The sequence below is a fragment of the Marinobacter sp. es.048 genome (assembly GCF_900188435.1).
Classification (GTDB): domain Bacteria; phylum Pseudomonadota; class Gammaproteobacteria; order Pseudomonadales; family Oleiphilaceae; genus Marinobacter.
In genome coordinates this window covers 83,072-108,168 of sequence record NZ_FYFA01000001.1, presented here as the reverse complement: position 1 = coordinate 108,168, position 25,097 = coordinate 83,072, and the positions used below count along the sequence as shown (strand labels likewise).

Here is a 25,097-nt window from a genome sequence, read left to right as displayed (position 1 = left end):
TGGTTATGCTGTTCAGGGTTGCTGACGGTTGAGAATAAAATCAGCGATGGCGGGGATATCGTTTATGTCGAAAACAGGACCCGAGAACTCGGCAGCATAGTCCGACACCACGGCAACAATGCTCGGATCCTCGGTGAACAGCGGTGACCGCGAACCTTCCCGCCGGTGCACCTCGATTTTGGCGTGGGAGTGGGTCTTGAAACCCTCCACCACCACCCAATCGCAGGGGCTCAGCCGTGCCAGTAACTCATCCAGCGTCGGCTCTGCGGCCCCCCGGAGTTCGTGCATGATCGCGAAGCGCTGACCGCCGGCCAGGATGACCTCCCGGGCGCCGGCGTCACGATGCTTGTAGCTGTCTGTTCCGGGTTGGTCCACATCCACCATGTGGTGGGCGTGCTTGATCGAATTGACCGTTAACCCCCGGCTGGACAGCTCTCGAATCAGAGCCGCAGCCAGGGTGGTCTTTCCGGAGTTTTTCCAACCTACGATGCCGATAACGTTCACTTCAGGTGCTGCTCCGCCCAGGCCAGATCTTCCGGCGTATTGATATTGAAAAAATCGCCCTCGTCGAACACCACCAGGGTTTCACCCTGGGCCTGTGTCCACTGGCGGATCTTGCGAACCCCGTCGATCAGGGCGGCCCGCAGGTCGTGCCGCAAGGATACCTGCCAGCGACCAAACGTTGGTTGCGGCAGCCGGCCCCGCTCAGGGTCCGGCGTGGCTGCGAGTACCACCGGGGTGTCATGCTCGGCCAGTCTTTCGGCCAGATCCCGGGGAAAGGACGGGGTATCAGCGGCAACGCTGATCAGCCAGTCATGGCCCTGCTCGGCAGCCCAGTCCATGCCGGCGAGAACACCGGCCAGCGGGCCGGGAAAGCTCTTGATGGAGTCCGCGACCACCGGCAAACCCAGATCGTCAAACCGGTGTATATCGCCGTTGGCATTCAGCACCACCGCGTCGACCTGCGGTGTTATTCGCTCAATTACCCGCTGGATCAATGACTGGTCTCCGAGCATGAGCCGGCCTTTGTCGCCGCCGCCCATCCGGTTTGCCTGGCCGCCGGCCAGGATGACTGCGCAATCGGTCACGCCGTGCCTCCGTCAATCATGCTGAGCCCCTTTTCGACGCAGCTTTTTGTCTTCATCGGGAACCTGCGAGAGGTCCTGATCGAACACCAGGCGGTGTTGGCCGCTCAGACAGGTGAATTTCTTGCCTCGCATCCGCCCGATCAGGGTCAACCCGACTTGCCGGGCAATGTCGACGCCCCAAGCGGTAAAGCCGGAGCGGCTGATCAGGGTGGGAATTCCCATCAGCGATGTCTTGATGACCATTTCGGAGGTCAATCGCCCGGTGGTGTACAGCACCTTGTCGGCCGCCGAAATGTTGTTCAGGTGCATCCACCCGGCAATTTTGTCGACCGCATTGTGGCGTCCGACATCCTCCATGTAGGCCAGGATTGTTTGGCCCTGGCACAGTGCGGTGCCGTGGATGGCGCCGGTTTCCATGTACAGGCTGGGTGTGTGGTTGATCTGATAGGAGAGATCGTAAAAGGTGCTGGTGTGCACCGGGGTGTCCGGCAGCGAAAGGCCTTCAAGCCCCGCCATCATGTCGCCGAAAACCGTGCCCACCGCGCAGCCGGAGGTGCGGGTTTTCTTTTCCAGCTTGTCTTCAACATCGGTAACACCCGAGGTGCGGACCACGGCAACCTCAAGTTCCTCGTCGAAATCGATCCCGGTGACCTCATCGGTCTTTTTCAGCATGCCCTGGTTCAGCAGGAAGCCCAGAGCCAGGTACTCGGGGTGATCGCCAATGGTCATCGCCGTGACAATCTCCTGGCTGTTCAGGTAGATGGTCAGGGGGCGTTCCTCAATCACGCTGATCGATTTGGCCTCGCCGTTTTCGTCAACACCCTCTACTGGCCGGGAAAGCCGGGGATCTTCGGGATCTGGAAGTATGGGATCAATCATCATTTTTGTTATGGCCGTTTCATGAATGCCGCGGAATGGAAGTTGTATGGAGATTGCCAGAGATTAGCCTATTTGGCATTCGGGAAAAACAGCTGCTTTCAGCCAATAAAAAACCCCGGCCATGCCGGGGTTTTTTATTGGGGTAAAATCGGGTCAGGCCGGGGGCCTTAAAACTTTGCCCGTTTTGTCTTACTGGGCGTTCGGGAAGAACAGTTGCTGCCCGTCTACCTTGAAGTCCGCAATTGCCTTTTGTCCATCCTCGGAAAGCAGCCAGTTGTGCCATTTTTCGGCCATTTCATGCTTGAGGTGCGGGTGCTTCTCTTCAGAAAGCAGCAGGCTGCCATACTGGTTGAACAGCACTTTGTCGCCTTCGAAGAGCAGCTTCAGCTTCTGGCGGTTTTCGAAGGCGACCCAGGTGGCGCGGTCTGACATCACATAGGCATCCATGGCGGCGGCGGTGTTGAGGGTTGGTCCCATGCCGCTGCCGAGTTCCCGATACCAGCTGCCGCCCGGTTCAACGCCAGCACTTTCCCACAGGCGCAGCTCGGCGCGATTGGTGCCGCTGTCATCGCCCCGAGAGGCAAACGCTGCTTCAGACTCGGCAATTGCCGAGAGCGCTTCAGCTGCGGTTTTTACTTCACTGATATTCGCTGGATCATCAGCAGGGCCAATCAATACAAAATCGTTGTACATGACATCGGCGCGCTCGGTCGCGTAGCCGTTTTCGACAAAACGTTTTTCGCCGGCGGTGTCGTGTACCAGAAGGCTGTCGGCATCACCACGGCGGGCGATTTCGAACGCCTGGCCGGTACCAACGGCGACAACGCGCACTTCGATGCCCGTGGCGTCTTCGAACTTTGGCAGGATCGAGGCGAACAGGCCCGAGTTCTCGGTTGATGTTGTTGAGGCCAGCGTTATGTAGTCTTCGCCATGGGCATTGAAAGCCAGGCCCATGGTGGTGACGGCTGCAAGAACCAGGTTAAGGGTCTTTTTCATTTTGTTATCTCCATCTTGGGTTTCATTCATCGGGTGAGCAATGGATTGGTGGATTTTCGTGGTGGCGCATCAGGCTACGAGTTCGCCGCTGATAAAGGCTTGTGCCTGGCGCGATACAGGGGCGCTGAAAAATATGTCCGCACGCGTATGCTCCTGCACTTTGCCACCTGCAAGAAACAGCACGTCACCGGCAATTCGCCTGGCCTGGTGCAGGTCGTGGGTTGTCATGACAATGCGTGTGCCTCGGTCGTGAAATTCCTGAACTGCGGCTTCCACGGCCTTTATGGCAGCTGGATCCAGGGCGGAGGTGGGCTCGTCCAGAAAAAGTACCGAGGGTGAGAGCGCCCAGGCCCGGGCCAGTGCCAGGCGTTGTTTCTCGCCACCGGATAGCACTCGGGCGGGCGTGTTGGCACTAGCGGACAGGCCAAACCGCGCCAGTGCTTCTTGCGCCACTTCTTTACGATGTTTGCGTGGGACCGAATTGACAGCTAGCGCGTGCGTGAGGTTGGCCAGCGCTGAGCGGCGCAGGAGCACCGGCGTCTGGAATACCATGGCCTGACGGGGCGTTCCTGAGCCTGACCAGGTGACGGTTCCCTCTGTCGGGGTGAGCAGACCATGGGCCAATCGCAGCATCAGGCTCTTGCCCGCGCCATTGGGGCCCATAACCAGCGTGGGGCCGGGGCCGTCAAGCGTGAATGAACAGGGGCCAAAAAGCCGGTGGCCGAAAGGGTTGAACTTGACGCTCTCAAAACACAGCGACGGCGGTGCACTGAGCTCGAAAGGGTTTTTGACGGGTACGTTTAACGAAGTCATCCCATGCGCCTTTTTGCCATTTCACTCAAAATGTAGGCCGTTGCGTTGATGGCCATGACCAGTGTCAGGAGCACAATGCCCAGACCCAGCGCCAGTGGCAGGGCACCCTTGCTTGTCTCCAGCACAATGGCGGTGGTCATGACCCGCGTTACGCCATCAATGTTGCCGCCAACCATCATGACGGCGCCCACTTCTGCGCTGGCCCGGCCGAACCCTGCGAGCAGAACGGTCAGCAGGGCAAAACGGGCGTCCCACAAAAGGGTGGGCATCATGCGGGTCCGGGACATGCCCAGCGAGACGAACTGTTCCTGGTACTCGCCCAGTAACTCCTCCACTTTTTGGCGCGAGAGCGCGGCGAGAATGGGCAATACCAGTATCACCTGCGCAATCACCATGGCGCCGGGCGTGAACAGAAGGCCCAGCTCACCAAGCGGACCCGCGCGCGACAGCAGCAAGTAAACGCCGAGCCCGGCCACAACCGGAGGCAAACCCATCAAGGCATTGAGCGCAACAATCACTCCGCCGCGTCCCGGGAATTGCCACAACGCAACTGCTGCGCCAAGGGGGAAACCCAAAAGCGCAGCTATCACCACTGCCAAAAGCGAAACCTGCAGTGAAAGCACCACGATCTGGTACAGCGAAGCGTCGAGATTCATCAGTAGCGACAGCGCTACGTAAAATGCATTTTCTTCCACAGCAGCGTCTCCTTAATATTGAGCATCGTGGCGTTTTTAACTACGCTTTGCACAGCCTGTTGAAAAATATGCAACCAAAAACAGTCTCGTGCTTTTGCCTGGTCCACCGGAGAAATCGATGCCCCTTCCCGCCTATCTCACTACGGCCGAGGCCGCCGAGTATTTGCGCCTGAAAGAACGCAAGGTCTATGATCTGGTCAGCCAGGGTGTTATTCCCTGTGTGCGGATTACCGGAAAGCTGTTGTTCCCGCGCCAGCGTATTGATTTGTGGCTGATGAACCATCTGGAAGGGGACGACGCGATCAGTGCACCAACCCCGCCGGTGCTGGTGGGTAGTCAGGACCCGCTGCTCGAGTGGGCGGTAAAGGAGAGCAACGCAGAGCTGGCCATGTTGTGTCAGGGAAGCGGCGACGGGGTGCAGCGGCTGGTCGATAGACGGGCCATGCTCGCGGGTATGCATATCTGGCACGCCGAGAGCGAGTGTTATAACGATCCGGCAACACTGGGTTTGACCGGGATGAGGGACCTGGTTCTGATTCGTTGGGCCAAGCGCCAGCAGGGCCTGCTCCTGGCGCCGGGCAATCCTCACAAACTGACACAACTGGAGGATATCGCGCGGCCCGGCCTTCGCCTCGCCCATCGACAGCCGGATGCCGGCGTCAGTCATCTGTTGCAGAGCCTGCTTGCCCGCCATCGTATCGAGGGCAGTCAGCTGACCTGGGCCGAGCATCCTTCACTCAGCGAGGATGATCTGGCCCTGGCCATTCGCCAGGGGGAGGCGGATGTGGGCATAGGTATAGAAGCGGCGGCAAGGCGCCAAGGCCTGGCGTTCATTCCGCTGCAGCAGGAGCATTTTGACCTGGCCATGCGCCGGCGCCATTACTTTGAACCGGCCATGCAGCGATTGCTGGCTTTTGCTCGCAGTGAACGATTTGTTCAGCGAGCGGAGGCATTGGGTGGTTATAATATCAGTGAGCTTGGAAACGTTGTGTACAATGCCTGAGCAAAAATAATAAACAGGCAGATCAAGCAGGGGCCTGCATGGGGTCAATCGGAAACAGAACTGTCAAAGAGTTCAGCGGCGCTTTGGGTGACATTGGTACCCTACTGCCACTGAGCCTCGGTGCCATCGGGGTGGCCGGGCTGGCGCCAGTACCGGTTTTGCTGGGATTTGCCCTCTTCTATATCGCCACCGGGCTGTATTATCGTCTGCCCGTGCCTGTGCAACCCATGAAAGCGGTGGCCGCGCTCCTGCTTACTACCCAGGTCAGCGCCCAGAGCCTTGTTGCCAGTGGTGTTCTGATCGGCGCGATTCTTTTGATTCTGGGTTCAACCGGGTGGATCAACCGGGCTGCACGCCTGGTCCCAGGGTCGGTGTTGAGCGGCCTGCAGTTGGGGCTGGGGTTGTTGTTGGCCAGCATGAGCCTGGAACTGATGGTCACCTCTTTGCCGTTGGGGCTCTTTGTCCTTGCGTTGCTGGCCGTTACCCTGAAACTTTTCCCCAGTTGGCCTGCGGCATTGCTTGGTCTTGCCGTGGCGATGGTTCTCGGGGCGCTGCTGGGCTCGCCCGGGCTGCCGCTACCGGCGGATCCGGCGATTTTCTCGATGCCTGAGCTGCCCTCAATGGATGAATGGCAGCAGGGATTTTCCATCCTGGTGCTGCCACAACTGGCGCTGACCATCACCAACGCAATCGTTCTGACAGCTCTGGTGGTCGGCGATTATTTCGGCGACCAGTCCCATCGGGTATCGCCTGCGCGTCTTTCCGTTACAACCGGCCTGGCCAACCTGTGCCTGGTTCCGTTCGGTGCCTTGCCCATGTGTCATGGCGCTGGCGGTGTTGCGGCCCACTATCGCTTCGGTGCCCGCACTGGCCTGGCGCCGGTCCTGCTGGGCGCGGGTTTGCTCCTGGTGGCGATCGTGCCGGGCGGTCTGTCTTTCATCGCCGCCGTTCCCGCGGCTGGTCTCGGCGCTCTGCTCATGGTGGCGGCTGTCGAACTTGGTCTAACCAGGCGTCTCTGGACCGCGAAACCATCCTGCTGGCCGGTGATCGGAATCACAGCACTGATTACCTTCTGGGCCGACCCGTTTTTCGGATTCCTGGCCGGAGTGGCGGCGGAGACGTTCCGGACTGCCTGGTTGCGGGGACGATTCAACGGTGTGCATCAGGACTGAGAGGGTTGCCCTGATCTGATAACACACCCGTAATACCAGCGTTTTTGTCTCGCGGGTCGATGAGAGCGCCCGGATTCTGGATCCCCTGGGGATCCAGGAAGTGCTTGCCCGCCGCCGGGATCTTACGAAACAGCGGTGATGTCTGCTGCTCATAACCCAAACGATGATCCCGGCCAACCGCGTGATGATGTGTGACGGTAGCGCCTTGCTCGGCCAGTACTTCCATGGAGATGCGCTTGAGCTGTTTCCTTTTTCCAGGGCTTTGCCCAGATCGCCGGTGGTGTCGCCCACGCAATAAAAAGTGAAATAGGGCGCAGGACCGTCCGGGTAAACGTGAGTAAAACGGCAGGAAAATGAAAACGGTCGTTGCGTGATCTCCCGAAGCGCGGTCTCCTTGGTGGATTTTACCGCCCTGTAGAGGTCCGGGAACTTGTCCCAGGTAATCGCGGTTTCGAAGGTGTCGGCAATCATGCCCGTGGCCGTCAGGCGGTTACGCCAGTAGGGCATGGGAATAAAGGCATTGCGCCACGACTCGGCCTCGCTGGACTCTTTTTCGGAATGATCCGGGTTATAGGTAATGCCATCTTTTTGCAGAACGCCGCCATGCTCTTCGGCAATAGCAGCGGCCCGTTCGATTTTCTGGTCTTGGGGATGGTCTGCGGATTCGAAGCCAAGAACCAGGATGACGCAAGGACCGTCAGCAATCCGGTTGATGATCACTTCGGCTTCATCGAGCAGGCAGCAGTTCGACGGAAACAATCCCGGTTGCACAGTCTGCCGGACCGCATCGACGCCTTTCATAAAACTGTCAAACCGCCCCGATGCCGTGGCTCTCCAGCTGGGACGGTGCTGCAGTCGCATGGTTGCCTCGGTAATGATTCCCAGGGTGCCCTCCGAACCACAGACCATGCGGTCTGCCGAAGGACCGGCGCCTGAGCCGCTCAAGATCCTTGCCTTCGATGCCAGCCTGAATTCGTGCCCGGCGGCTGACCGGATCGATCTCCAGAATCCGGTTCAGATTCTCCATATCAACGCTGATGGTCGCCCGGTAGCTGTCGCCAACATCGGGCTTTACGCCGCCACAGACGCTGGTGCCGTGGCTGCGCACTTTCGTTTCGGCGCGCGGGCTGAAGTGGCGGTGGAGGCTGTTCGCGCAGGTTGCGCGAGAATTCAACAATACATTCGGTAACGAAAAGAACACTTCTTATTACAGTCCTGAACAATCGGGAGTTTCCAATGAGAGTATAGTTGGCAGCTGCAAGGTAAAATTAAATAATAAAAAGGGTAGTAGTAATGAAAGGGAAAACACCCATTCTGGTCGGACTTATCTTTATTCTGGCCAGTTTTCCACTGTTTGCAGAATCCATCAAACTCGGCTTTAACTACCCGAAATCCGGCCGCTACAAAGACCTAGGGCTGCAGCAGAGGTTGGGTGCTTTTCTGGCCGTGGAGGAAATTAACAAGGCTGGCGGAATTCTGGGGAGAGACGTTGAGCTGGTTATTCGCAACACCAGGGGCTCGCCTGAACGAGGTGTTTCAAACACGGAGGAATTGATCCGCCAAGAGAACGTGAACATGGTTTTCGGGGGTGCTTCAAGCTCCGTGGCAATTGCTTCCGGGAAGATGGCCAAAAGCCTGGACCGAATTTATTTCGGAACCACAACCTCTGCCAACGCCACAACGGGCAGCGAGGGGCATGACCACATGTTCCGGGAGTATCCCAATGCCTGGATGACGGCGAATGCCTTGGGCCACTTCCTGCGCGAGAATTACGGTGATTCAAAATACTTCTACCTGACGGCCGACTACACCTGGGGGCATTCCTCAGAGGCCTCAATCCGGAACTTCACCGGAACTACCGATGAGAGTAAACACCCCCATTCGCTAACACCCTTTCCTAACGCCCACATGAGGGATTTTTCGCGAGCCCTTGAAGAGGCTGAGGCGAGTGGTTCCGACCTGCTGGTTCTGGTTCTTTATGGTGATGACCTGGTTCGAGCGTTGAAGGTTGCCTACGACATGGACCTTAAGGACAAGCTGCAGATCATTGTTCCCAACATCACGCTGGGTATCGCGCAGAACGTTGGCGCCACCATCATGGAGGGAGTTATTTCAACGACACCGTGGGAGTGGATGATCCCGTACCAGCTCGATTACCCCAGAGGCCGGGCCTTTGTGGAATCCTTTACCGAGCACTACGGTGTTCGACCTACCTCAACCGCCGCAACGACGTATGGCATAGTCTATCAGTACAAAGACGCTGTGGAACGGGCGGGCACCACAGACACCAGCGCTCTTATCAAGGCGCTGGAGGGCCACACCTATAGCCTCCTGAAAGATGAGCAACAATGGCGGGCCTTCGATCACCAGAATCTGCAGACGGTGTATGTCGTTCGCAGCAAACCCAGAAACGAGGTTGTGAAGGGTGAACTTCGCACTGACTTTTTTGAGGTGATCGGTTCGCTCGAAGGGGAGGAGGCTGCCCAGACTCTCGCCGAGTGGCAGGCGGAAAGGGCTGCAGCCGGTAAGCCCCCGCATCTGTGAATCGAATGGTTGAATGAGGAGGACGGGGCACCATGCTCTGTCCTCCTACCATTGAATAGGATGTGTCAGCTTTCAGTCGAAATGAAAGTAACTCTCTTTGAGAGGGTGGATTCCAGGGAGATATCGATAAGCTCATGCTGAAGCTTTTTCAGAAGGTGAAGCAGGCTGACGCTGTCATCAAAACTCATCCCCTGCATGGCCTGTCTGTAAAATTCGGCAATTGTGTCTTGCAGCCGATTCCAGAAAGTCCGGCCAGATTCGGTCAGCAAGACCAGTCTGGCTCGGCGATCCTGGGGGTCCGGTATCCGAACGACATGCCCGTCTCGTTCCATTCGTTTGAGCACGCCGTCGAGGTTTTGGCGACTGACGTAAAGGTATTCTTTCAGTTGATTGAATGAGGTACCGTCTTCGAAGCCTTCTCGCGACAGTGCGCCAAGAACCGCCCATTGCACGGCGCTGATGCCCATTTCATTCTGAACCTGGCGCTGGAGAATGTTTCCCGTCTGGAATAGGCGGAAAAACAGGCGGTTGGGGATGCCTCCGGATTCATTGACGATCATCTGTGCTCCTGTATTGCCTTGCTGGCCGCTGGGCCGGCGAGGGCGGTTTTCGGCGTCCTGAATCACGGAAGGCATGGGACGCGTCACTTTGGCAGGTATTCGCGGGCGATAATGTTCTTCATGATCTGCGCGGTACCGTCACCTATCTGAAGGCCAAGTACATCCCGCAACCGCTGGGCGAATGGCAAATCCTCACCCCAACCGGTGTGGCCGTGGGCCAGCAGACACTGCTTTACCACATCGAAGGCGAGCTTCGGGCCCCACCACTTGTTCATGGCCGCTTCAGCGTTGTGGGGCAGGTTGTTGTCCTTGAGCCAGAGCGCATGGTAGCACTGCATGCGGGCAGCATGAACATAGGTCTGGTATTCCGCCAGCGGGTGAGTCAGGCCCTGGAACTCGGACAGGTTCTGGCCAAAGGCGGTCCTTTCAGTCAACCACTGCCAGGTTTCATCCAGGGACTGCTGGGCCACCGCCAGGCACTGCAGGCCAATCAGGGCGCGGCTGTAGTCAAAGCCCTGCATCACCTGTTTGAAGCCTTTGCCCTCGTCACCCATCATCTGGCTGGCGTGCACTGCCACGTTGTCAAAGAAGATCGAGCCCCGACCGATTGCCCTTTGTCCGTTGTCCTCAAAGCGCGTGGTGGTAATGCCCGGGCTGTCCATCGGAACCAGAAACGCGCTGATGCCGGAGGCCCGTTGTTCCACCGTGCCAGTGCGCGCAAACACCACCGCCACATCGGCCTGGTCGGCCATGGAGATGGACGTTTTCTCGCCGTCGAGCACGAAAACGTCGCCCTCTTTTTCCGCCTTCAGGCGCAGGTTGGCAGCGTCGGAGCCACCGTGGGGTTCGGTCAGGGCGATGCAGGCTACTTTCTGGCCGGTGGTCATGCCGTGCAGCCATTCCTTCGCCAGATCCGGCGCCGCGTGGCTCGCGATGATCTGGCCGTTCAGGGACGTCAGCAGAGGGATATAGCCAACGTTGAAATCCCCCTTGGAAATCTCCTCGATGATCAGGCCGCTGGTGACACAGTCCATTCCGCTGCCGCCGAATTCTTCTGGCAGCTCGCCGCCAAGTAGTCCCATCTCGCCGAGCTGGCGGATGACATCCTTTTCGATAACCCCTTCCTGGTCCCGCTTGCGATAGCCTGGCGCCAGCACCTCGGCGCTGAAGCGGGCCACAACCTCGCGAATCGCATTTTGTTCTTCGTTGAATCCGAAATTCATGGTGCTCTCCGGGCTATCTGGCCGTTACTTGTAGTACTTGCGGAATTCCGGCTTGCGCTTTTCCCTGAAGGCGTTCACGCCTTCTTTGGACTCGTCGGTGTCGTAATACAGGCTCAGTGCCTGCATACCAAGGGCTCCAATGCCGGCAATATTGTCGCTGTCGGCGTTGAACGAGCGCTTGGCGATGGTGAGAGCGGTGGGGCTCTTCTCCAGGATTTCCTCACACCACTTTTGTACTTCTTCATCCAGCTGCTCCGGCGGAACCACGGCGTTGACCAGACCCCAATCCAGTGCCTGCTGTGCACTGTACTTGCGGCACAGGTACCAGATTTCCCGGGCGCGCTTCTCACCGACAACCCGCGCCAGGTAAGCGGTGCCGAAGCCGGGATCCACCGAGCCCACCTTGGGGCCGACCTGGCCGAAGATGGCGGTTTCCGAGGCAATGCTCAGATCACAGATCACGTGCAGCACGTGGCCGCCCCCGATGGCGAAGCCATTGACCCGGGCGATCACCGGTTTTGGCACTTCGCGAATGGTGCGCTGAAGCTCTTCCACCGGCAGCCCTATCAGGCCACGGCCGTCGTACTGGCCCTCGTGTGCGCCCTGGTCACCGCCGGTGCAGAACGCCTTTTCACCGGCGCCGGTGAACACGATGACGCCGATGTCCTTGTTCCAGCCCGCGCGGTTGAAGGCGTCCAGGAGCTCCATGCAGGTCTGGCCCCGGAAGGCGTTGTAACGGTCCGGCCGGTTAATGGTGATGGTGGCGACGCCGTTGTTTTCGTCGTACAGGATGTCTTCGTAATTCATAATGCGTTCTCCTCGATCTTGTAGCTGGTGCCTTAGCCGGCCATGGTCAGGCCACCGGACACGCTGATCACCTGGCCGGTGATGAAGTTGGCGTCGTCACTGGCGAGCAGGGCGATGACGCCGGGGTAGTCTTCCGGCTGGGCCAGTCGCTTCATGGGTACCGCGTTGCGGAAGGCTTCCAGCAGTTTTTCCGGGTTGGGTGCGGATTCGGCGACGCCCTTGAGCAAGGCGGTGTCGGTGGGGCCGGGGCAGACCACGTTCAGGCACACATTCTTGGTGGCCAATTCCCGGGCCACGGTTTTGCTGAAACCCACCAGGCCAGCCTTGCATGCGGCGTAGACGGATTCGCCTGAGGAGCCGACGCGGGCTGCATCGGAGGCGACGTTGATGACCTTGCCACCGCCGGCGGCAATCATCTTGGGCAGTACCACATGATGCATGTTCAGCGCACCGGTTAGGTTCACTGCAATTAGCTGGTCCCAAAGTTTCGGCTCGGTTTTCAGGAAGGGCATGAAGCGGTCGAAACCGGCGTTGTTGACGAGCACGGTGGGTACCCCCAGATCGCTTTCGATGGCGGCCACGGTGTCAGTGATCATGGCGTAATCGGTGATGTCGGCGGCGTAAGCTTTTGCCTGGCCTCCAGCTTCGGTAATCAGGTCTGCCGTGGCCCGGGCGGTGCTTTCGTCACGGTCCAGCACCGCCACCAGGCTGCCTTCCTCAGCAAAGCGCAGGCACACGGCACGACCAATGCCGCCACCGCCACCGGTCACGATGACTGTTTTTCCCTCGAGGCCTCTCATGATGACTTGCTCCTGTTGTTGTGAGATCAATGGGATTAATTGTGTTTGTTCGGTTCCAGGCGAACGTCTTTGGCCTGCTCGCGCAGTTTGAATTTCTGGATCTTTCCGGAGGCCGTGCGAGGCATGGCCTCGATCACTTCCAGGTATTCAGGCAGGTAGTTTTTGGACAGTTGCTGTTCGGTCAGGTAGGTCTTGACCTGTTCCAGGGTCAGATCGGTGGCGTTCTCATCCAGGGTGACATAGGCGCACAAGCGCTCACCCAGGCGTTCGTCGGGGCAACCGACCAGGGCGACATCGACAATGCCCGGGAACTTGTAGAGCAGGTTCTCTACCTCCACTACGGGAATGTTCTCACCGCCTCGGATCACCACGTCCTTGGTTCGGCCGGTGATACGGATGTAGCCATCTTTATCCATTCGAGCGAGGTCGCCGGTGTTGAGCCAGCCGGATTCGTCCACGCCATAGAGTTCGGGTCGCTTGAGATAGCCGACAAACAGGCTGGAGCCCCGGACCAGCAAGCTGCCTTCTTCACCTGCCGGCAGTTGGTTGCCCTGGAAATCGGTGACTTTGACTTCCATGAAGGGCATGGCCTTTCCGTCGGATTGGCTGGCCCGCTCGGCTGGATCTTCCGGGCAGGTCATGGTGACAGCGCCGTTTTCGGTCATGCCCCAGGCGGAGACGATCTTTGCCTTCAGTACCTTGCCGGCCTGCTCAACCACAGCGCTCGGGATCGGTGCGCCGGCAGAGACGAAGATCCGCAGGGAGTCCAGTTCACCCTCGTGCTTTGGCGCGGTCTTCACCAAATCGGCCAGGAACGGAGTGGCGGCCATGGTGAAGGCCGGCTTTTCGGCACCAATCACCATGCAGACATAGTCCGCATCCCAGATGTCCTGCAGGATGGCAGTCGTGCCCAGATAGACGGGCATCATGATGCCGTACATGAAACCCGTCTGGTGGGCCAGGGGGGAGGCCATCAGTACCTTGTCATTGGAAGTCAGATGCAGGCGGTCGGCGTAGGGTCGAACATTGGAAAACAGGGTGTTGGAGGTATGCATTACCCCTTTGGGCTCGCCGGTAGTGCCAGACGTGTAGAGAATCTGGATTGCATCATCAGCGTTGAGTTGGCGTTCCGAGAACAGGGTCGTGATGTCCTGCTGTTCTTCCCAGGGCGTCTCCATCAGGCGTTGTTCGAAGCTGCGTTCACCTTCTCCGCCGATGACCAGCAGAGTTTCCAGGGCCGGCAACTCCTCGCGAATACCGTTAACCATCGCCTCATAGTCAAAGTCCCGGAAGATCTTTGGAATCACAAGCAGTTTGGCTTCGCCATGCTTGAGCATAAAGCGGAGCTCCCGCTCACGGAAAATGGGCATGAGCGGATTCAGGATGGCGCCGATTCGCATGCAGGCCAGATGCAGGGCCGTGGTCTGCCACCAGTTGGGTAGCTGGCAGGCCACCACTTCGCCCTTTTCGATGCCCATAGCCGCCAGGCCCGCTGCCATGCGAGTGACTTTGTCATTGAGTTCCCGATAGGTGAGGGCGGTGCGGGTGTCGCTGGTGACCTGGTAACCGACGATGGCTTCCCTGTCCGGGGTGCTGGCGACCGCCTGGTCGAAGTAGTCGGTAATGATATTGTCGTTCCACGCGCCGCTATTGATCATCGCGGCACGGCGTTCCGGATTGATAGTGATGCCTGTATCCATCTTGTTCACCTGTTGTGTCCGGTTTGTTGTTGTTAGAAGGGTGACCGCGCAAGCGCAGGGTTTTGCCTTGTCAGATTCAACATACGCCCTCCCAAAATAATATGTCAAGATGTTGCTCTAAAAACGCTCGGGTGTGGCCTCTGAAAACCGGAGGAATAAACCGTCATCGATTTTAAGCAAAAGAAATAAGAAAACGCTTATCAGTAGAGCGAGTTATTCCATACAGCAATATGTTGCTGGAAAATGAGAGCATCCGCGTCCTTGTGATTACTGGTAATGAGAGGATGTTTGAAGCCGGTTCTGACTTTTCAGAGGCTCATGACTTGGACCTCTCCGTCAGAGGGCAGGTCTGCACTGAAATGAGTATTGGCCTGCTTTTTTGCACCAGGTCAGGGCGAATCCGGGGTGCGACTGCATGCTACCGGGCTGTGATTGTGCAAAATGCACAGAGTGGGTGTTCGCCTTCTTCTAATACCACGGCGTTCACGAGCACATGGCATAGACGTTGCCATCTCTCTTGCGTGTTTTCATCAAAGAGAGACAAGGCTATGACCTCACAAGTAACCCCCCAGGAACAGGACTACCCGCTCAGCCCGGTACCCATGGACCAGCGACGCAGTATCTGGTCTATGGGCCTGGTTCTGCTTGGTTTCACCTTCTTCACCGCCACCATGTGGGCGGGCGGCAGCATCGGTGTTGCGTTTGATTTCTCGACCATGCTGCTGGTGTTGGCAGCCGGTAACCTGCTGTTGGGAACTTATGCCGCTATTCTTGGCTACATTGCTGCCAAATCTGGCCTCAATACCGCGCTGATGTCCCGCTTCAGCTTCGGTGAACTGGGCAGCAAGCTTTCTGACTTTATTCTCGGGTTCACCCAGATCGGCTGGTACGCCTGGGGCACAGCCACCATGGCGATACTCCTGGTCAAGCTGACGGGCCTGCCCGAGAGCTGGACCACGCCGCTGATGGTGGTGTTCGGTTTTGGCTTCTGCATTACTGCCTTCATTGGTTACAAGGGGCTGGAAATGCTGTCCCGCTTTGCGGTGCCGGCGATGATTATTCTGGTAGCGGTGAGCATGACAATCGCAACCTCGGACGCCGGTGGATTTTCGGGATTGCTCGCCATTACCCCCTCAGACGAAATGACCGTAGCTGCTGCCATTACCATGGTGTTCGGCACTTTCGTCAGTGGGGGCACTCAGGCCACCAACTGGACCCGTTTTGCCAAATCCGGAAAAACGGCGGTGATTGCGACCCTGCTGGCCTTCTTCCTCGGCAATGGCCTGATGACGCTGATCGGCGCCTTTGGTGCACTGGTTTACCAGCAGGCGGATATCGTCGACATCATGGTGGCGCAGGGATTGGCGACCCTGGGCATTCTCATGTTGTTCCTGAACCTTTGGACAACGCAGGATAATACCGTATACAACTTCGCCGTTGCTGGCTGCAATATGATTCGAACCCGCCGTCGCAAGCTGGTGACAGTGGGCGGTGCCGCGATCGGCACATTGCTCGCGGTTCTGGGTATGTATGAATGGCTCATCCCGTTCCTGGTATTGCTTGGAACCTTCATTCCGCCCATTGGCGGCGTCATCATGGCCAGCTATTTCATTGGCTACAAACGCGAGTATCCGTCACTCGAAACGGTGACTCTGCCCGCGTTCAACCTTCCCGGGCTGGCGGCCTATGCCATAGGCTCGGCAGCGGCCTATACCTCGCCATGGATCGCGCCGATTGTCGGCGTTCTGGTTGCTGCGGCCAGTTATGGTGTGGTGCTTGTGGTCAGTGAGGCCGTGCGTGAGCGTCGGGCCCAGGTTCTGGGGGCAGTGTAAATGGCGCTGAAGTGCCGGGAAATTCCGGAGCTCCCCGGTCTTGGGGCTATCCATCTGCGCGGTGGCAGTTCAGGCGTAGACAACACGGTGCGCTGGCCTTACCTGGCGGAGAACCGGTCTTTCAGCAACTGGGTCAGGGGTGGTGAGCTGGTATTTGTCACCGGTATTAGTAGCCACCGCAGCCCGGCCAATCTGGCCGAATGTCTCCATGAAGGCCGGGACTGCGGTATATCCGGGCTGGTCGTGCTTACCGGCGATGCCTACATCGGGCAGCTGCCGGCCATGTTAAGTCGCCTGGCTGATGGGCTTGCCATTCCCCTGTTCGAGCAGCCCTATTCGCTGCCACTGGTGGATGTGACCGAAACCATCGCTCGGGCGATTGTCGCATCGGAGCGAGCGCAAGAACCCCGGGAGGGCGGCCTGGCGGAAGCGTTGATAGCCAGTATTGGCAGTCATCAGCTCGAACGACTGACCCGGCAGTACCTGCCAGGGTTGGACGGCGCGCTCATGGATAGCCGTGATCTCCTGGAAGCGTGGCTCAATGAACGCGGTAACCAGTGCGCCATGGCCGAGGCGCTTGGCTGCCATCGAAACACCATCCGGAACCGGATGAACCGTTTGGTCGAGGAGATGCCTCCGAAGGCTGAACCGAACGAGTACTTCAAAACCCTGGTGTTGGCCCATCTGCTGTCCCGGCCATGATTCAAACCAGTGGGAAATCTGTGTGGAGATGTTATGAGTGAAAATCTGAACGCTATTATCAATGCCCGGCTGCAGGGCCGCGAGGGTTTGTTCCGGCTAACCATCACCGATGGCCAATTCAGCAGTATCACGGCCCAGACTGCGCCTGAAAGTGTCGCCGAGTATCAGCTGGACGCTGGCGGAAATCTGGTCGCTCCTCCTTTCGTGGAGCCGCACATCCACCTGGATGCGGCCATGACTGCCGGCGAGCCACGCTGGAACCAGAGCGGCACCCTGTTCGAGGGTATTGAGTGCTGGTCCGAGCGCAAAGCCAGCTTGACCCGGGACGACGTGATCGGTCGGGCGGAGCAGACGCTCAAGCTGTTTGCCGATAACGGCATTCAGCATGTCCGCACCCATGTGGATGTCACAGACGCTAAGCTGACGGGCCTGAAAGCCATGCTTGAAGTGCGTGAGCGCATGGCTGAAACGGTGGATCTCCAGATCGTGGCGTTTCCCCAGGAAGGCCTCTGGTCATTTCCGCAGGGTAAGGAGCTGATGGAAGAAGCTGTTCGACTGGGTGCCGACGTGGTTGGTGGCATTCCCCATTTCGAATTCACCCGGGATTACGGCGTCGAGTCGGTTCAGTGGCTGGTGGCGCTGGCCCACAAACACGACCTGCTGGTCGATGTGCACTGTGACGAAATCGATGATCCCGAGTCCCGCTTCCTGGAAGTACTTGCCGCCGAAGCGCTCAAGCTCGACTATGGCTCCCGGGTCACCGCCAGTCATACCTGCGCCATGGGTTCGTACAACGACCACTATTGCAGCCGGTTGTTCCGGTTGTTGAAGAAATCCGGTCTTCGTTTCCTGTCGATGCCTACCGAGAGCCTGCACCTGCAGGGCCGGTTTGACGGCTACCCGAAACGTCGAGGCCTGACCCGTGTTCCGGAACTGCTTGATGCCGGGCTGAAAGTCGCCTTCGGCCAGGACTCTATCCGCGATCCCTGGTATCCGTTGGGGAACGGCAACATGCTCCGTACGCTGGATGTCGGCCTGCACGCTTGCCACATGCTGGGTATGGGCTGGATTGACCATTCGCTGGAACTCATTACCGACAACGGTGCCGCAGCACTGGATCTAAAAGAGTACGGCATTGAAGAAGGTCTTCCTGCTCGTTGTGTTGTTCTGCAAGGTCAGTCGCCGTATGAGGTTCTGTTGGGTCAGTTACCGGTTTTGGCGTCGGTTCGCGATGGCCGAATTCTGGTAAGCATGCAGGGCTGACGTCGAGTCAAAACTCGACGTCAGAAAAAGCACCCGTAATGCCAATGTCCTTATCTTGGGGGTTAATGAGAGCCCCCGGATTGAGGATGCCGTGGGGGTCCAGAAACTGTTTACCTGCAGCCAGGGTTTGACGAAACAGCGGTGATGTCTGCTGTTCGTAGCCAAAACGGTGGTCCCTGCCGACCGCGTGATGATGCGTAACGGTGGCGCCCTGCTCAGCCAACACTTCCATCGAAATACGCTTGAGCTGTTTCCACTTTTCCAGAGCGTTACTCAGATCGCCCGCGGTATCGCCCACGCAGTAAAACGTAAAGTAGGGCGCCGGGCCGTCCGGGTAAACGTGGGTAAACCGGCAGGAAAATGAAAACGGCCGTTGAGTGATCTCGCGAAGCGCGGACTCCATGGTGGATTTTACGGCCTTGTACAGACTCGGGAACTTGTCCCAGGTGATCGCGGTTTCGAAGGTATCGGCAATCATGCCCATAGCGGTCAGTCGATTGCGCCAGTAGGGCATGCGAATGAAGGCATTTCTCCAGGATTCAGCTTCGCTAGACCCTTTTTCTGAATGATCCGGGTTATAGGTAATGCCATCTTTTTGCAGAACACCGCCATGTTCTTCGGCAATCGCAACGGCACGTTCAATTTTATTTTCCTGAGAATGATCCGCTGACTCGAAACCAAGAACCAGAATGGCGCAGGGCCTGTCGGCGATCCTGTTGATCATCACTTCGGCCTCGTCCAGCAGACGGCAATTCGACGGGAATAAACCCGATTGCGCAATCTGTCTGACGGCATCGACACCCTTCATGAAGCGATCAAAATTTACCGAGGCAGTGGCCCGCCACCTGGGCCGATGCTGTAACCGCATGGTGGCTTCGGTAATGATCCCCAGCGTGCCTTCTGAGCCACAGATCATACGGTCTGCTGAAGGGCCCGCGCCTGAGCCAGGCAAGGCGCGAGTCTCGATGATGCCTTTTGGCGTGACCAGCCTGGTTGCTTCAACCATGTCTTCGATGTGCGTGTACACGGTCGCAAAATGGCCGCCAGCACGGGTTGCCAGCATGCCGCCGAGGCTCACGAACGGAAAGCTCTGCGGGTAATGACGCAGCGTCAAACCGTGCTGCTTCAGTTGCTGCTCAAGGTCCGGGCCTTTGATGCCAGCCTGAATCCGCGCTCGGCGACTGACAGGATCAATCTCCAGGATCTGGTTCAGGTTTTCCATATCAACGCTGATTGTAGCCTGGTAGGTATCGCCAACATCGGGCTCTACGCCGCCACAGACACTGGTGCCTCCACCAAAGGGGATAAGTGCGATCTGATGTTCGGCCGCGTAGTTAAACAGTTGCTGGATGTCGTCTTCGGTTTTGGGAAAGGCAACGGCGTCGGGCGGATTATGCACTTGCCGCATCAGCATCCGGGCCATATCGGCGTAGGACTTTCCGTAGCTATGCACCAGGCGGTCGTAGGGCGTTGTGGAAATGATGTCCGAGAGAGACTCTGGAATCGAGGATAGCCGGGGTGCCGGGAGCTCAAAGTCCTCAACCGTTGGTGGCTCGATCTCCACAAGCCCTTCAGGCACGAACATTTGCGTGACTGTGTCGATCATGGCGTGTTCCTCGGGATGCAGATCCTCATCCGCATAACCCCAGCCCCAGAATCGCAGGGGTTTGCGAAGTGACTTTGTGCCGGACTCGGACATCGGGTTCTCCATCAATGAGGGTTCTGCCCCTTTACTCTGAACACTTCATCCTTTGAAATGATATCCTCGTACACCACTACAGGCACGCAAATAAATCCTGAATGCCGACATCCTTCAGACGACGTTCTATCTGGAAAACCGGAGTTTGAGCCTTACCCATGAGATTTATTATTCGTTATTTTTTCCGCACCCTACGCTTGGTACTTACGCCCTTCATGCTGCTCAGTGAAAAGCTCAGCACGCCTGAAAGCGTTACCCGCGCTGCTGAAGAGCAGGCACGTGCCGACGAGGCCAGCAAGCATCTCGCCCTTTACCAGTTCAAAGCCTGCCCATTCTGCATCAAGGTAAGAAAGGAAATCGCTCGGCTTGGCCTGAACGTTGAGACCCGCGATGCCCAGCATGACCCGGAGCATCGCGCAGCCTTGGAAGCCGGTGGTGGTCGTGTCAAAGTGCCCTGCCTGAAGATTCGGCATGAGGATGGCAGTGAACGTTGGCTTTATGAGTCTGACGAAATCAAGGCGTGGCTGCAGGAGCGGTTTGAGCCGGCCTGATTTCAGTTGCTGATCTTTTGGTTGAAGAGCAAGCACATCGGGTCTCGCTCTTCTGGCTAACGGGTTCTGATGGCTAGTGCCAACGAGTGCTATGTCTATGGTTTATTTCAGATTTGCGAATTCCAGAATCATGGAATGAAACTTACCCGCCGCCGGTGAAAGCGGTCTCCCGCAGCGTTGCAAGACACCATAACGGGTCCGAAGAGTCTCAATCCCGGTTACAGAAACGGTTGTCACCTTTCCGCTTTCAAGCAAGTCAGCCACTATAGGTCTGGGCGCAATACTGATGGCCTTGCTGCCGGTAACAATGGCCGCGAGCATGGCAATATTGTCGCACTCTATCCTTCGTTTCAGGCCGCCTTGTTGCGCGCTCATGGCCTGGATATTCCGTTCCATATCTTCAGGAACACGGGTCATGGCCAAGGGATAATCGAGCAAATCTCCCCATACCACCCCCTTTTTCTGAGCCAACGGGTGATCATGACGACAAAACACAACAACCTCGGGCTGCGGCAAATGGGTAATGTCCAGATCCGGATCGCCAGACAATTCGCCGGTATCGGCCACAAAAAGCTCTATCTCATGATCCAGCAGCGCAAGGCGTAAGTCCTGCCAGTTATCTGTTCGTATGTTGAGGCGGATTCCCGGGTATTGATCCACAAACCGGGCACAGACCTTATCCATCAGGGCCAGCGCCGGGTAGGGGCCAGTTCCGATATTCAATTCGCCTGTCTCAAGCTCGTCGATGGCCTCGACTTCCTGCCTTAAAGACTCTGCCGCGGCCAGCAGGCCCCGGACATGAGGCAGAGCGGCCCGCCCGTGCGCGGTTAAAACCGCCCCGAAGCGTCCCCGATCGAACAGTCTTGCCCCCAGTTGGCGCTCCAGTTCCTGGATGCTGCGACTTAACGCCGGTTGAGACAGGTGCACGACCTCAGAGGCGCGAGCAAAACTGCCGCACTCAACCAACGCCATGAAATGCCTGATGTGTCGTGTGTCCATGGCACTACATCTATGCGTTTTGCGCATGCTAAGTCAAGAAACATTGCATTGGATGAACGGAACACCTCGCTTCAAACTGCAGTTACGTGGCGCACGATTCAAAACCAACAAAACCCAGGTGCCGCCAAAAAGAGGAGATTCCGCATGCTACCCCTATTCAAGAAGGCCATGCTGGCAGCGTTAGGTGCCGGTATACTGTTCCCAGCGATCGCTCAGGCCGAAACCTCCAAGCCGGCAACTGCGGTGACAGCAAAGGTTAACCAGGAAGTACTGAACGAGCTGCCGTTTGCTGACACGCGATCATTTGAGGATGCGCGTCGTGGTTTCGTGGGTGCGCTGCCCAATGGTCGGGTAGTGGACGAAGAGGGGCATGTGGCCTGGGACATGGAGCCCTACTCCTTCCTCAATGGTGATTCAGCTCCGGATTCCGTTAACCCAAGCCTGTGGCGCATGGCGCAGTTGAATGCGATCCATGGGCTTTTCGAGGTGGTGGATGGCATGTACCAGGTCCGCAACATGGATCTGTCCAATATGACCATCATCGAGGGCGACAGCGGCCTGATCATCATTGATCCCTTACTGACGCCCGCCACAGCCCGCGCCGGTCTGGAACTCTATTACCAGCACCGAGACAAGAAGCCCGTTGTGGCCGTGCTTTATACACACAACCATGCGGATCATTTCGGGGGCGTGAAGGGTGTGGTTAATGAGGAGGATGTCCGGGTCGGGAAGGTGCGGATCTATGCTCCGGAGGGGTTCATGGAGCATGCCATTGCAGAGAACGTGATTGCCGGCAACGCGATGACCCGTCGTGCCACCTACCAGTTTGGCGCCGGTCTGACTCCAGGCGTTAGAGGCCATGTCGACACCGGGCTTGGCAAGGCATTGGGTAGTGGCGGGCTCAGCCTCATTGCACCCACGGATACAGTACCTGACAACGCCAACCTGACCATTGATGGTATCGATATCGAATTCCAGATGGCCCATGGCACTGAAGCCGAATCTGAGATGATGATGTATTTCCCTCAGTTCCGGGTGCTCAACACCGCCGAGATCACCAGCCAACATCTTCACAATATCTACACCATCCGCGGGGCCGCGATTCGGGACGCCAATTCCTGGTCCAAATTTATCGATAAAGTACTGGTTCGCTTCGCCGATCGCACGGACATTCTGGTGGCCCAGCATCACTGGCCGATCTGGAATCCCGAGGACATCACGCATTTTCTGGAAGTTCAAAGGGACCTGTACAAGCATATCCATGATCAGACGGTTCGTATGATGAACCGTGGCATGTTGCCCGGGGATATTGCTGAAAACCTGCAGTTGCCTGAAAGCCTGAACCAGGAATGGTCAGCGCGCGGTTATTACGGAACCGTCAGCCACAATGCCCGCGGTGTATATCAGCGCTACATGGGCTGGTATGACGCCAATCCTGCCAACCTAAACCCCTTGCCACCTCGTGAAGAATCCAGACGCACCATTGATTACATGGGCGGTGAGGCGGAAGTGCTCCGAAAGGCCCGCAAAGACTTTGCCGACGGCGACTATCGCTGGGTGGCATCAGTGATGCGAGATCTCGTTTATGCCAACCCTGAAAACCGTGAAGCGCGCGAACTGGGGGCGGACGCTCTCGAGCAGCTTGGCTACCAGGCTGAGGCGGGCACCTGGCGTAGTGCCTACCTTGTTGGCGCGCACGAATTGCGCCACGGCATGATTACGCCGAAACATGTGGGGCTGCAGCCAGACCTGATGCAGGCGCTGGAAACCAGCATGTTTTTTGATGCCATGGGGGTAAGGATTGACCCGGAAAAAGCGGCCGGAAAGCACCTGGTGATCAACTGGTCCATCACCGACAAGAGCGAAGATTATCGGCTGAACCTCCAGAACGCCACGCTGACCCATCGGTCGGGGGAGCTGGACGAGCATGCCCACGCCAGCGTGAGTATGTCCCGAGCGGTTCTGGACAATATCCTCCTGCAAAAAACAAGCTTCCCGGAGGCGGTGGAGGCAGGCGATATCCAGGTTGAAGGATCAGTGGATGCCTTCTTTGGCCTGCTGCAAATGCTCGAACAGCCGCCATCAAACTTCGCCATCATTGAACCGGTGGCGATGCAATGATCAACGAGAGCTTTGATTACATCGTCGTCGGTGCCGGCTCTGCCGGCTGTGTACTGGCAGACCGCCTGTCAGCCAGTGGCCGGTTTTCGGTGTGCGTGCTGGAGGCCGGGCCCGGCAAGAGCTCGTTCACAATCCGGACGCCGGGCGCTTTTGCTGCCCATATGTTCATCAAGACATACAACTGGGCTTTCAACGCCAGGCCCGACCAGCGACTTCGTGGTGGCCAGCCTTTGTTTACCCCTCGTGGCAAAGGGCTTGGGGGGAGTTCGTTAATCAACGGTATGTTGTATGTGCGGGGCCAGAAAGAGGATTACGACGAATGGGAGGCTCTGGGTAATGAAGGCTGGGGCTATGCCGAGATGTTGCCTTATTTCCTGAAATCGGAACACCACGAGACGCTGGCCGCAACCCCTTATCATGGCAAAGGCGGCAACCTTTATATCAGTGCCCCGGAAACGGCCGAATATCCGATGTCTGGAGCCTTCGTTGATGCGGCCCGGCAAGCCGGTTTTCCCTACAGCAGTGATTTTAACGGCGCCGAACAGGAAGGAGTGGGCTATTTCCACCTGAACATCAAAAACGGCCGTCGGTTTGGTGCCGCCGATGCCTACCTGAAGCCCGCGATGAACCGCCAGAACCTCACCGTGCTTACCGAAGCGCGAGTCCAAAAACTGGTGCTCGAGGGGAATCGGGCCGTTGCGGTGGAGCTTCGTCACAAAGACAGAGACCTTGTCTTGAATGCGAGCCGGGAGATCATCCTGAGTGGTGGAGCTATCAATTCACCACAGTTGCTTCAGCTTTCCGGCATCGGGGACCGCGACTCGCTGGAAAGCCTGGGTATTCGGTGCCTGCACGAATTACCGGGGGTGGGCAAGAACCTCCAGGAGCACGTGGACGCCTGTGTGCTGGTCTCAAGCCGGAAAAACAACGGCTTCACGGCCTCGCTCGGCGGCCTGCTGAAAATGCTTCCGGATACGATCAGCTATATCGCCAGAAAACAGGGGAAGTTGGCGAAATCCATCACGGAGGCTGGCGGCTTTATCAGATCCAGTGACAGCGTTAATCGCCCGGATGTTCAGCTCCACATGCTGCCGCTGCTGTTTGATGATAGCGGGCGAGACCTGAAGCTCATGTCCAACCCCGGTTATTCAGTGCATGTCTGTGTGCTGCGGCCAAAGAGCACAGGCACCGTAACCATAGCGTCGGCCGATCCGTTTGCGGCGCCGGAGATCGACTACAACTTCTTTGCCGATCCCGATGACTGCAAAGTCATGGTGGATGGTATCCGCCAGGCCCGCCGGATTCTGGCGGCGAAGGCCTTTGACGATTATCGGGGTGAGGAAATCCACCCGGGCGCAGATCGCCAGTCCGACGAGCAGATCATTGAGAAGGTAAAGGAAAAGGTAGGCCTGGTGTACCACCCGGTGGGCACCTGCAAGATGGGTACTGACAGGATGGCGGTAGTGGACCCGCAACTCAGGGTGCACGGGCTCGGAGGCCTCCGTGTGGTAGACGCGTCCATCATGCCCCGGCTGATTAGCGGCAATACCAACGCGCCCACGGTTGCCATTGCCGAAAAGGCTGCTGACATGATTCTCAAGGCCGCGGGTTCACATAGCTGATCAAAATGTCCAACAGTTCCAGTGATCG

General features: G+C 57.7%; 24 protein-coding genes and 1 pseudogene. 9 read left to right on the top strand and 16 right to left on the bottom strand.

The annotated features are described in order from the left end of the window. Positions 1–12: 12 nt before the first annotated feature. The 6 genes from mobB to CFT65_RS00490 all read right to left on the bottom strand — a co-directional run bounded on the left by mobB (position 13) and on the right by CFT65_RS00490 (position 4,471). Positions 13–504: a molybdopterin-guanine dinucleotide biosynthesis protein B gene (gene mobB, locus CFT65_RS00515; RefSeq protein ID WP_088826110.1), complete on the bottom strand. Its 492-nt coding sequence runs from the start codon at positions 502–504 to the stop codon at positions 13–15. Continuing rightward, positions 501–1,088, bottom strand: a complete 588-nt coding sequence (gene mobA, locus CFT65_RS00510) for a molybdenum cofactor guanylyltransferase MobA (RefSeq protein ID WP_088826109.1) — start codon at positions 1,086–1,088, stop codon at positions 501–503. Before mobA ends, mobB begins: the two co-directional genes overlap by 4 nt. A 12-nt stretch (positions 1,089–1,100) precedes the next feature. Next, positions 1,101–1,970, bottom strand: coding sequence for a formate dehydrogenase accessory sulfurtransferase FdhD (fdhD, locus tag CFT65_RS00505; protein WP_088826108.1), 870 nt, complete (start codon positions 1,968–1,970; stop codon positions 1,101–1,103). A gap of 186 nt (positions 1,971–2,156) precedes the next feature. Next, positions 2,157–2,963, bottom strand: coding sequence for an extracellular solute-binding protein (locus tag CFT65_RS00500; RefSeq protein WP_088826107.1), 807 nt, complete (start codon positions 2,961–2,963; stop codon positions 2,157–2,159). 69 nt (positions 2,964–3,032) lie between these two features. After that, on the bottom strand, positions 3,033–3,776 hold the full coding sequence (locus tag CFT65_RS00495; RefSeq protein ID WP_088826106.1) for an ATP-binding cassette domain-containing protein: 744 nt from the start codon (positions 3,774–3,776) through the stop codon (positions 3,033–3,035). After that, positions 3,773–4,471, bottom strand: coding sequence for an ABC transporter permease (locus CFT65_RS00490; protein WP_088826105.1), 699 nt, complete (start codon positions 4,469–4,471; stop codon positions 3,773–3,775). The genes CFT65_RS00495 and CFT65_RS00490 overlap by 4 nt, the downstream gene beginning before the upstream one ends. A gap of 118 nt (positions 4,472–4,589) precedes the next feature. Here CFT65_RS00490 and CFT65_RS00485 point away from each other — a divergent pair, with 118 nt between their 5' ends. Continuing rightward, complete coding sequence (locus CFT65_RS00485) at positions 4,590–5,474, top strand: helix-turn-helix transcriptional regulator (RefSeq protein WP_088826104.1); 885 nt, start codon at positions 4,590–4,592, stop codon at positions 5,472–5,474. A 38-nt stretch (positions 5,475–5,512) separates the two neighbouring features. After that, the gene (locus CFT65_RS00480; RefSeq protein ID WP_088826103.1) at positions 5,513–6,646 is read left to right on the top strand and encodes a putative sulfate/molybdate transporter; all 1,134 of its coding nucleotides are present in this window, start codon (positions 5,513–5,515) and stop codon (positions 6,644–6,646) included. Here CFT65_RS00480 and CFT65_RS19390 read toward each other — a convergent pair. The 3 genes and pseudogenes from CFT65_RS19390 to CFT65_RS19490 form a co-directional block, all read right to left on the bottom strand. Next, a complete protein-coding gene (locus CFT65_RS19390) occupies positions 6,624–6,872 on the bottom strand; it encodes an FAD-linked oxidase C-terminal domain-containing protein (RefSeq protein ID WP_088826102.1) in 249 nt (82 codons plus the stop codon). The two genes, CFT65_RS00480 and CFT65_RS19390, sit on opposite strands and share 23 nt — an antisense overlap. Before the next feature lie 149 nt (positions 6,873–7,021). Further along, positions 7,022–7,447, bottom strand: a pseudogene (locus CFT65_RS19385) (FAD-linked oxidase C-terminal domain-containing protein); the annotation flags it as partial. Positions 7,448–7,454: 7 nt separating this feature from the next. Then, positions 7,455–7,673 carry a hypothetical protein gene (locus CFT65_RS19490; RefSeq protein WP_416376644.1) on the bottom strand — a complete coding sequence of 73 codons (219 nt, stop codon included), beginning with the start codon at positions 7,671–7,673 and terminating at the stop codon, positions 7,455–7,457. Positions 7,674–7,939: 266 nt separating this feature from the next. Between CFT65_RS19490 and CFT65_RS00460 the strand changes: the two genes are divergently transcribed. After that, complete coding sequence (locus CFT65_RS00460; protein WP_088826100.1) at positions 7,940–9,190, top strand: ABC transporter substrate-binding protein; 1,251 nt, start codon at positions 7,940–7,942, stop codon at positions 9,188–9,190. A 65-nt stretch (positions 9,191–9,255) separates the two neighbouring features. Here CFT65_RS00460 and CFT65_RS00455 read toward each other — a convergent pair whose 3' ends face one another. From CFT65_RS00455 to CFT65_RS00435, 5 genes are all read right to left on the bottom strand, one after another. Next, on the bottom strand, positions 9,256–9,750 hold the full coding sequence (locus CFT65_RS00455; RefSeq protein ID WP_088826099.1) for a MarR family winged helix-turn-helix transcriptional regulator: 495 nt from the start codon (positions 9,748–9,750) through the stop codon (positions 9,256–9,258). Positions 9,751–9,833: 83 nt separating this feature from the next. Beyond that, positions 9,834–10,973 (bottom strand): cyclohexanecarboxyl-CoA dehydrogenase, encoded by a 1,140-nt coding sequence (aliB, locus tag CFT65_RS00450; protein WP_088826098.1) that lies wholly within the window; start codon positions 10,971–10,973, stop codon positions 9,834–9,836. A gap of 24 nt (positions 10,974–10,997) precedes the next feature. Further along, complete coding sequence (locus tag CFT65_RS00445; RefSeq protein ID WP_088826097.1) at positions 10,998–11,780, bottom strand: enoyl-CoA hydratase-related protein; 783 nt, start codon at positions 11,778–11,780, stop codon at positions 10,998–11,000. 32 nt (positions 11,781–11,812) lie between these two features. Further along, entirely contained in the window at positions 11,813–12,580 is a 768-nt protein-coding gene (locus tag CFT65_RS00440; protein ID WP_088826096.1) for an SDR family NAD(P)-dependent oxidoreductase, read from the bottom strand. 35 nt (positions 12,581–12,615) lie between these two features. Next, the gene (locus CFT65_RS00435; RefSeq protein ID WP_088826095.1) at positions 12,616–14,280 is read right to left on the bottom strand and encodes an AMP-binding protein; all 1,665 of its coding nucleotides are present in this window, start codon (positions 14,278–14,280) and stop codon (positions 12,616–12,618) included. A 548-nt stretch (positions 14,281–14,828) separates the two neighbouring features. Between CFT65_RS00435 and codB the strand changes: the two genes are divergently transcribed. From codB to codA, 3 genes are read left to right on the top strand one after another with little or no spacing between them, the layout of a single operon-like run. Continuing rightward, positions 14,829–16,112, top strand: a complete 1,284-nt coding sequence (gene codB / locus CFT65_RS00430; protein ID WP_088826094.1) for a cytosine permease — start codon at positions 14,829–14,831, stop codon at positions 16,110–16,112. Further along, positions 16,113–16,814 carry a PucR family transcriptional regulator gene (locus CFT65_RS00425; RefSeq protein ID WP_088826093.1) on the top strand — a complete coding sequence of 234 codons (702 nt, stop codon included), beginning with the start codon at positions 16,113–16,115 and terminating at the stop codon, positions 16,812–16,814. 33 nt (positions 16,815–16,847) lie between these two features. Further along, entirely contained in the window at positions 16,848–18,077 is a 1,230-nt protein-coding gene (gene codA / locus CFT65_RS00420) for a cytosine deaminase (RefSeq protein ID WP_088826092.1), read from the top strand. Between the two features lie 7 nt (positions 18,078–18,084). On the opposite strand, the gene CFT65_RS00415 is transcribed toward codA, so the two are convergent. Continuing rightward, positions 18,085–19,776, bottom strand: a complete 1,692-nt coding sequence (locus tag CFT65_RS00415; protein WP_228705744.1) for an FAD-binding oxidoreductase — start codon at positions 19,774–19,776, stop codon at positions 18,085–18,087. A 158-nt stretch (positions 19,777–19,934) separates the two neighbouring features. Here CFT65_RS00415 and CFT65_RS00410 point away from each other — a divergent pair, with 158 nt between their 5' ends. After that, the gene (locus tag CFT65_RS00410) at positions 19,935–20,327 is read left to right on the top strand and encodes a glutaredoxin family protein (RefSeq protein WP_088826090.1); all 393 of its coding nucleotides are present in this window, start codon (positions 19,935–19,937) and stop codon (positions 20,325–20,327) included. A gap of 102 nt (positions 20,328–20,429) precedes the next feature. Here the strand turns inward: CFT65_RS00410 and CFT65_RS00405 are convergent, their stop codons facing one another. After that, positions 20,430–21,326, bottom strand: coding sequence for a LysR family transcriptional regulator (locus CFT65_RS00405; protein WP_088826089.1), 897 nt, complete (start codon positions 21,324–21,326; stop codon positions 20,430–20,432). A gap of 144 nt (positions 21,327–21,470) precedes the next feature. Between CFT65_RS00405 and CFT65_RS00400 the strand changes: the two genes are divergently transcribed. Both CFT65_RS00400 and CFT65_RS00395 read left to right on the top strand, forming a co-directional pair. Further along, on the top strand, positions 21,471–23,447 hold the full coding sequence (locus tag CFT65_RS00400; RefSeq protein WP_088826088.1) for an alkyl/aryl-sulfatase: 1,977 nt from the start codon (positions 21,471–21,473) through the stop codon (positions 23,445–23,447). Continuing rightward, positions 23,444–25,069, top strand: a complete 1,626-nt coding sequence (locus CFT65_RS00395; RefSeq protein WP_088826087.1) for a GMC family oxidoreductase — start codon at positions 23,444–23,446, stop codon at positions 25,067–25,069. The genes CFT65_RS00400 and CFT65_RS00395 overlap by 4 nt, the downstream gene beginning before the upstream one ends. The last annotated feature ends 28 nt before the right edge of the window (positions 25,070–25,097 follow it).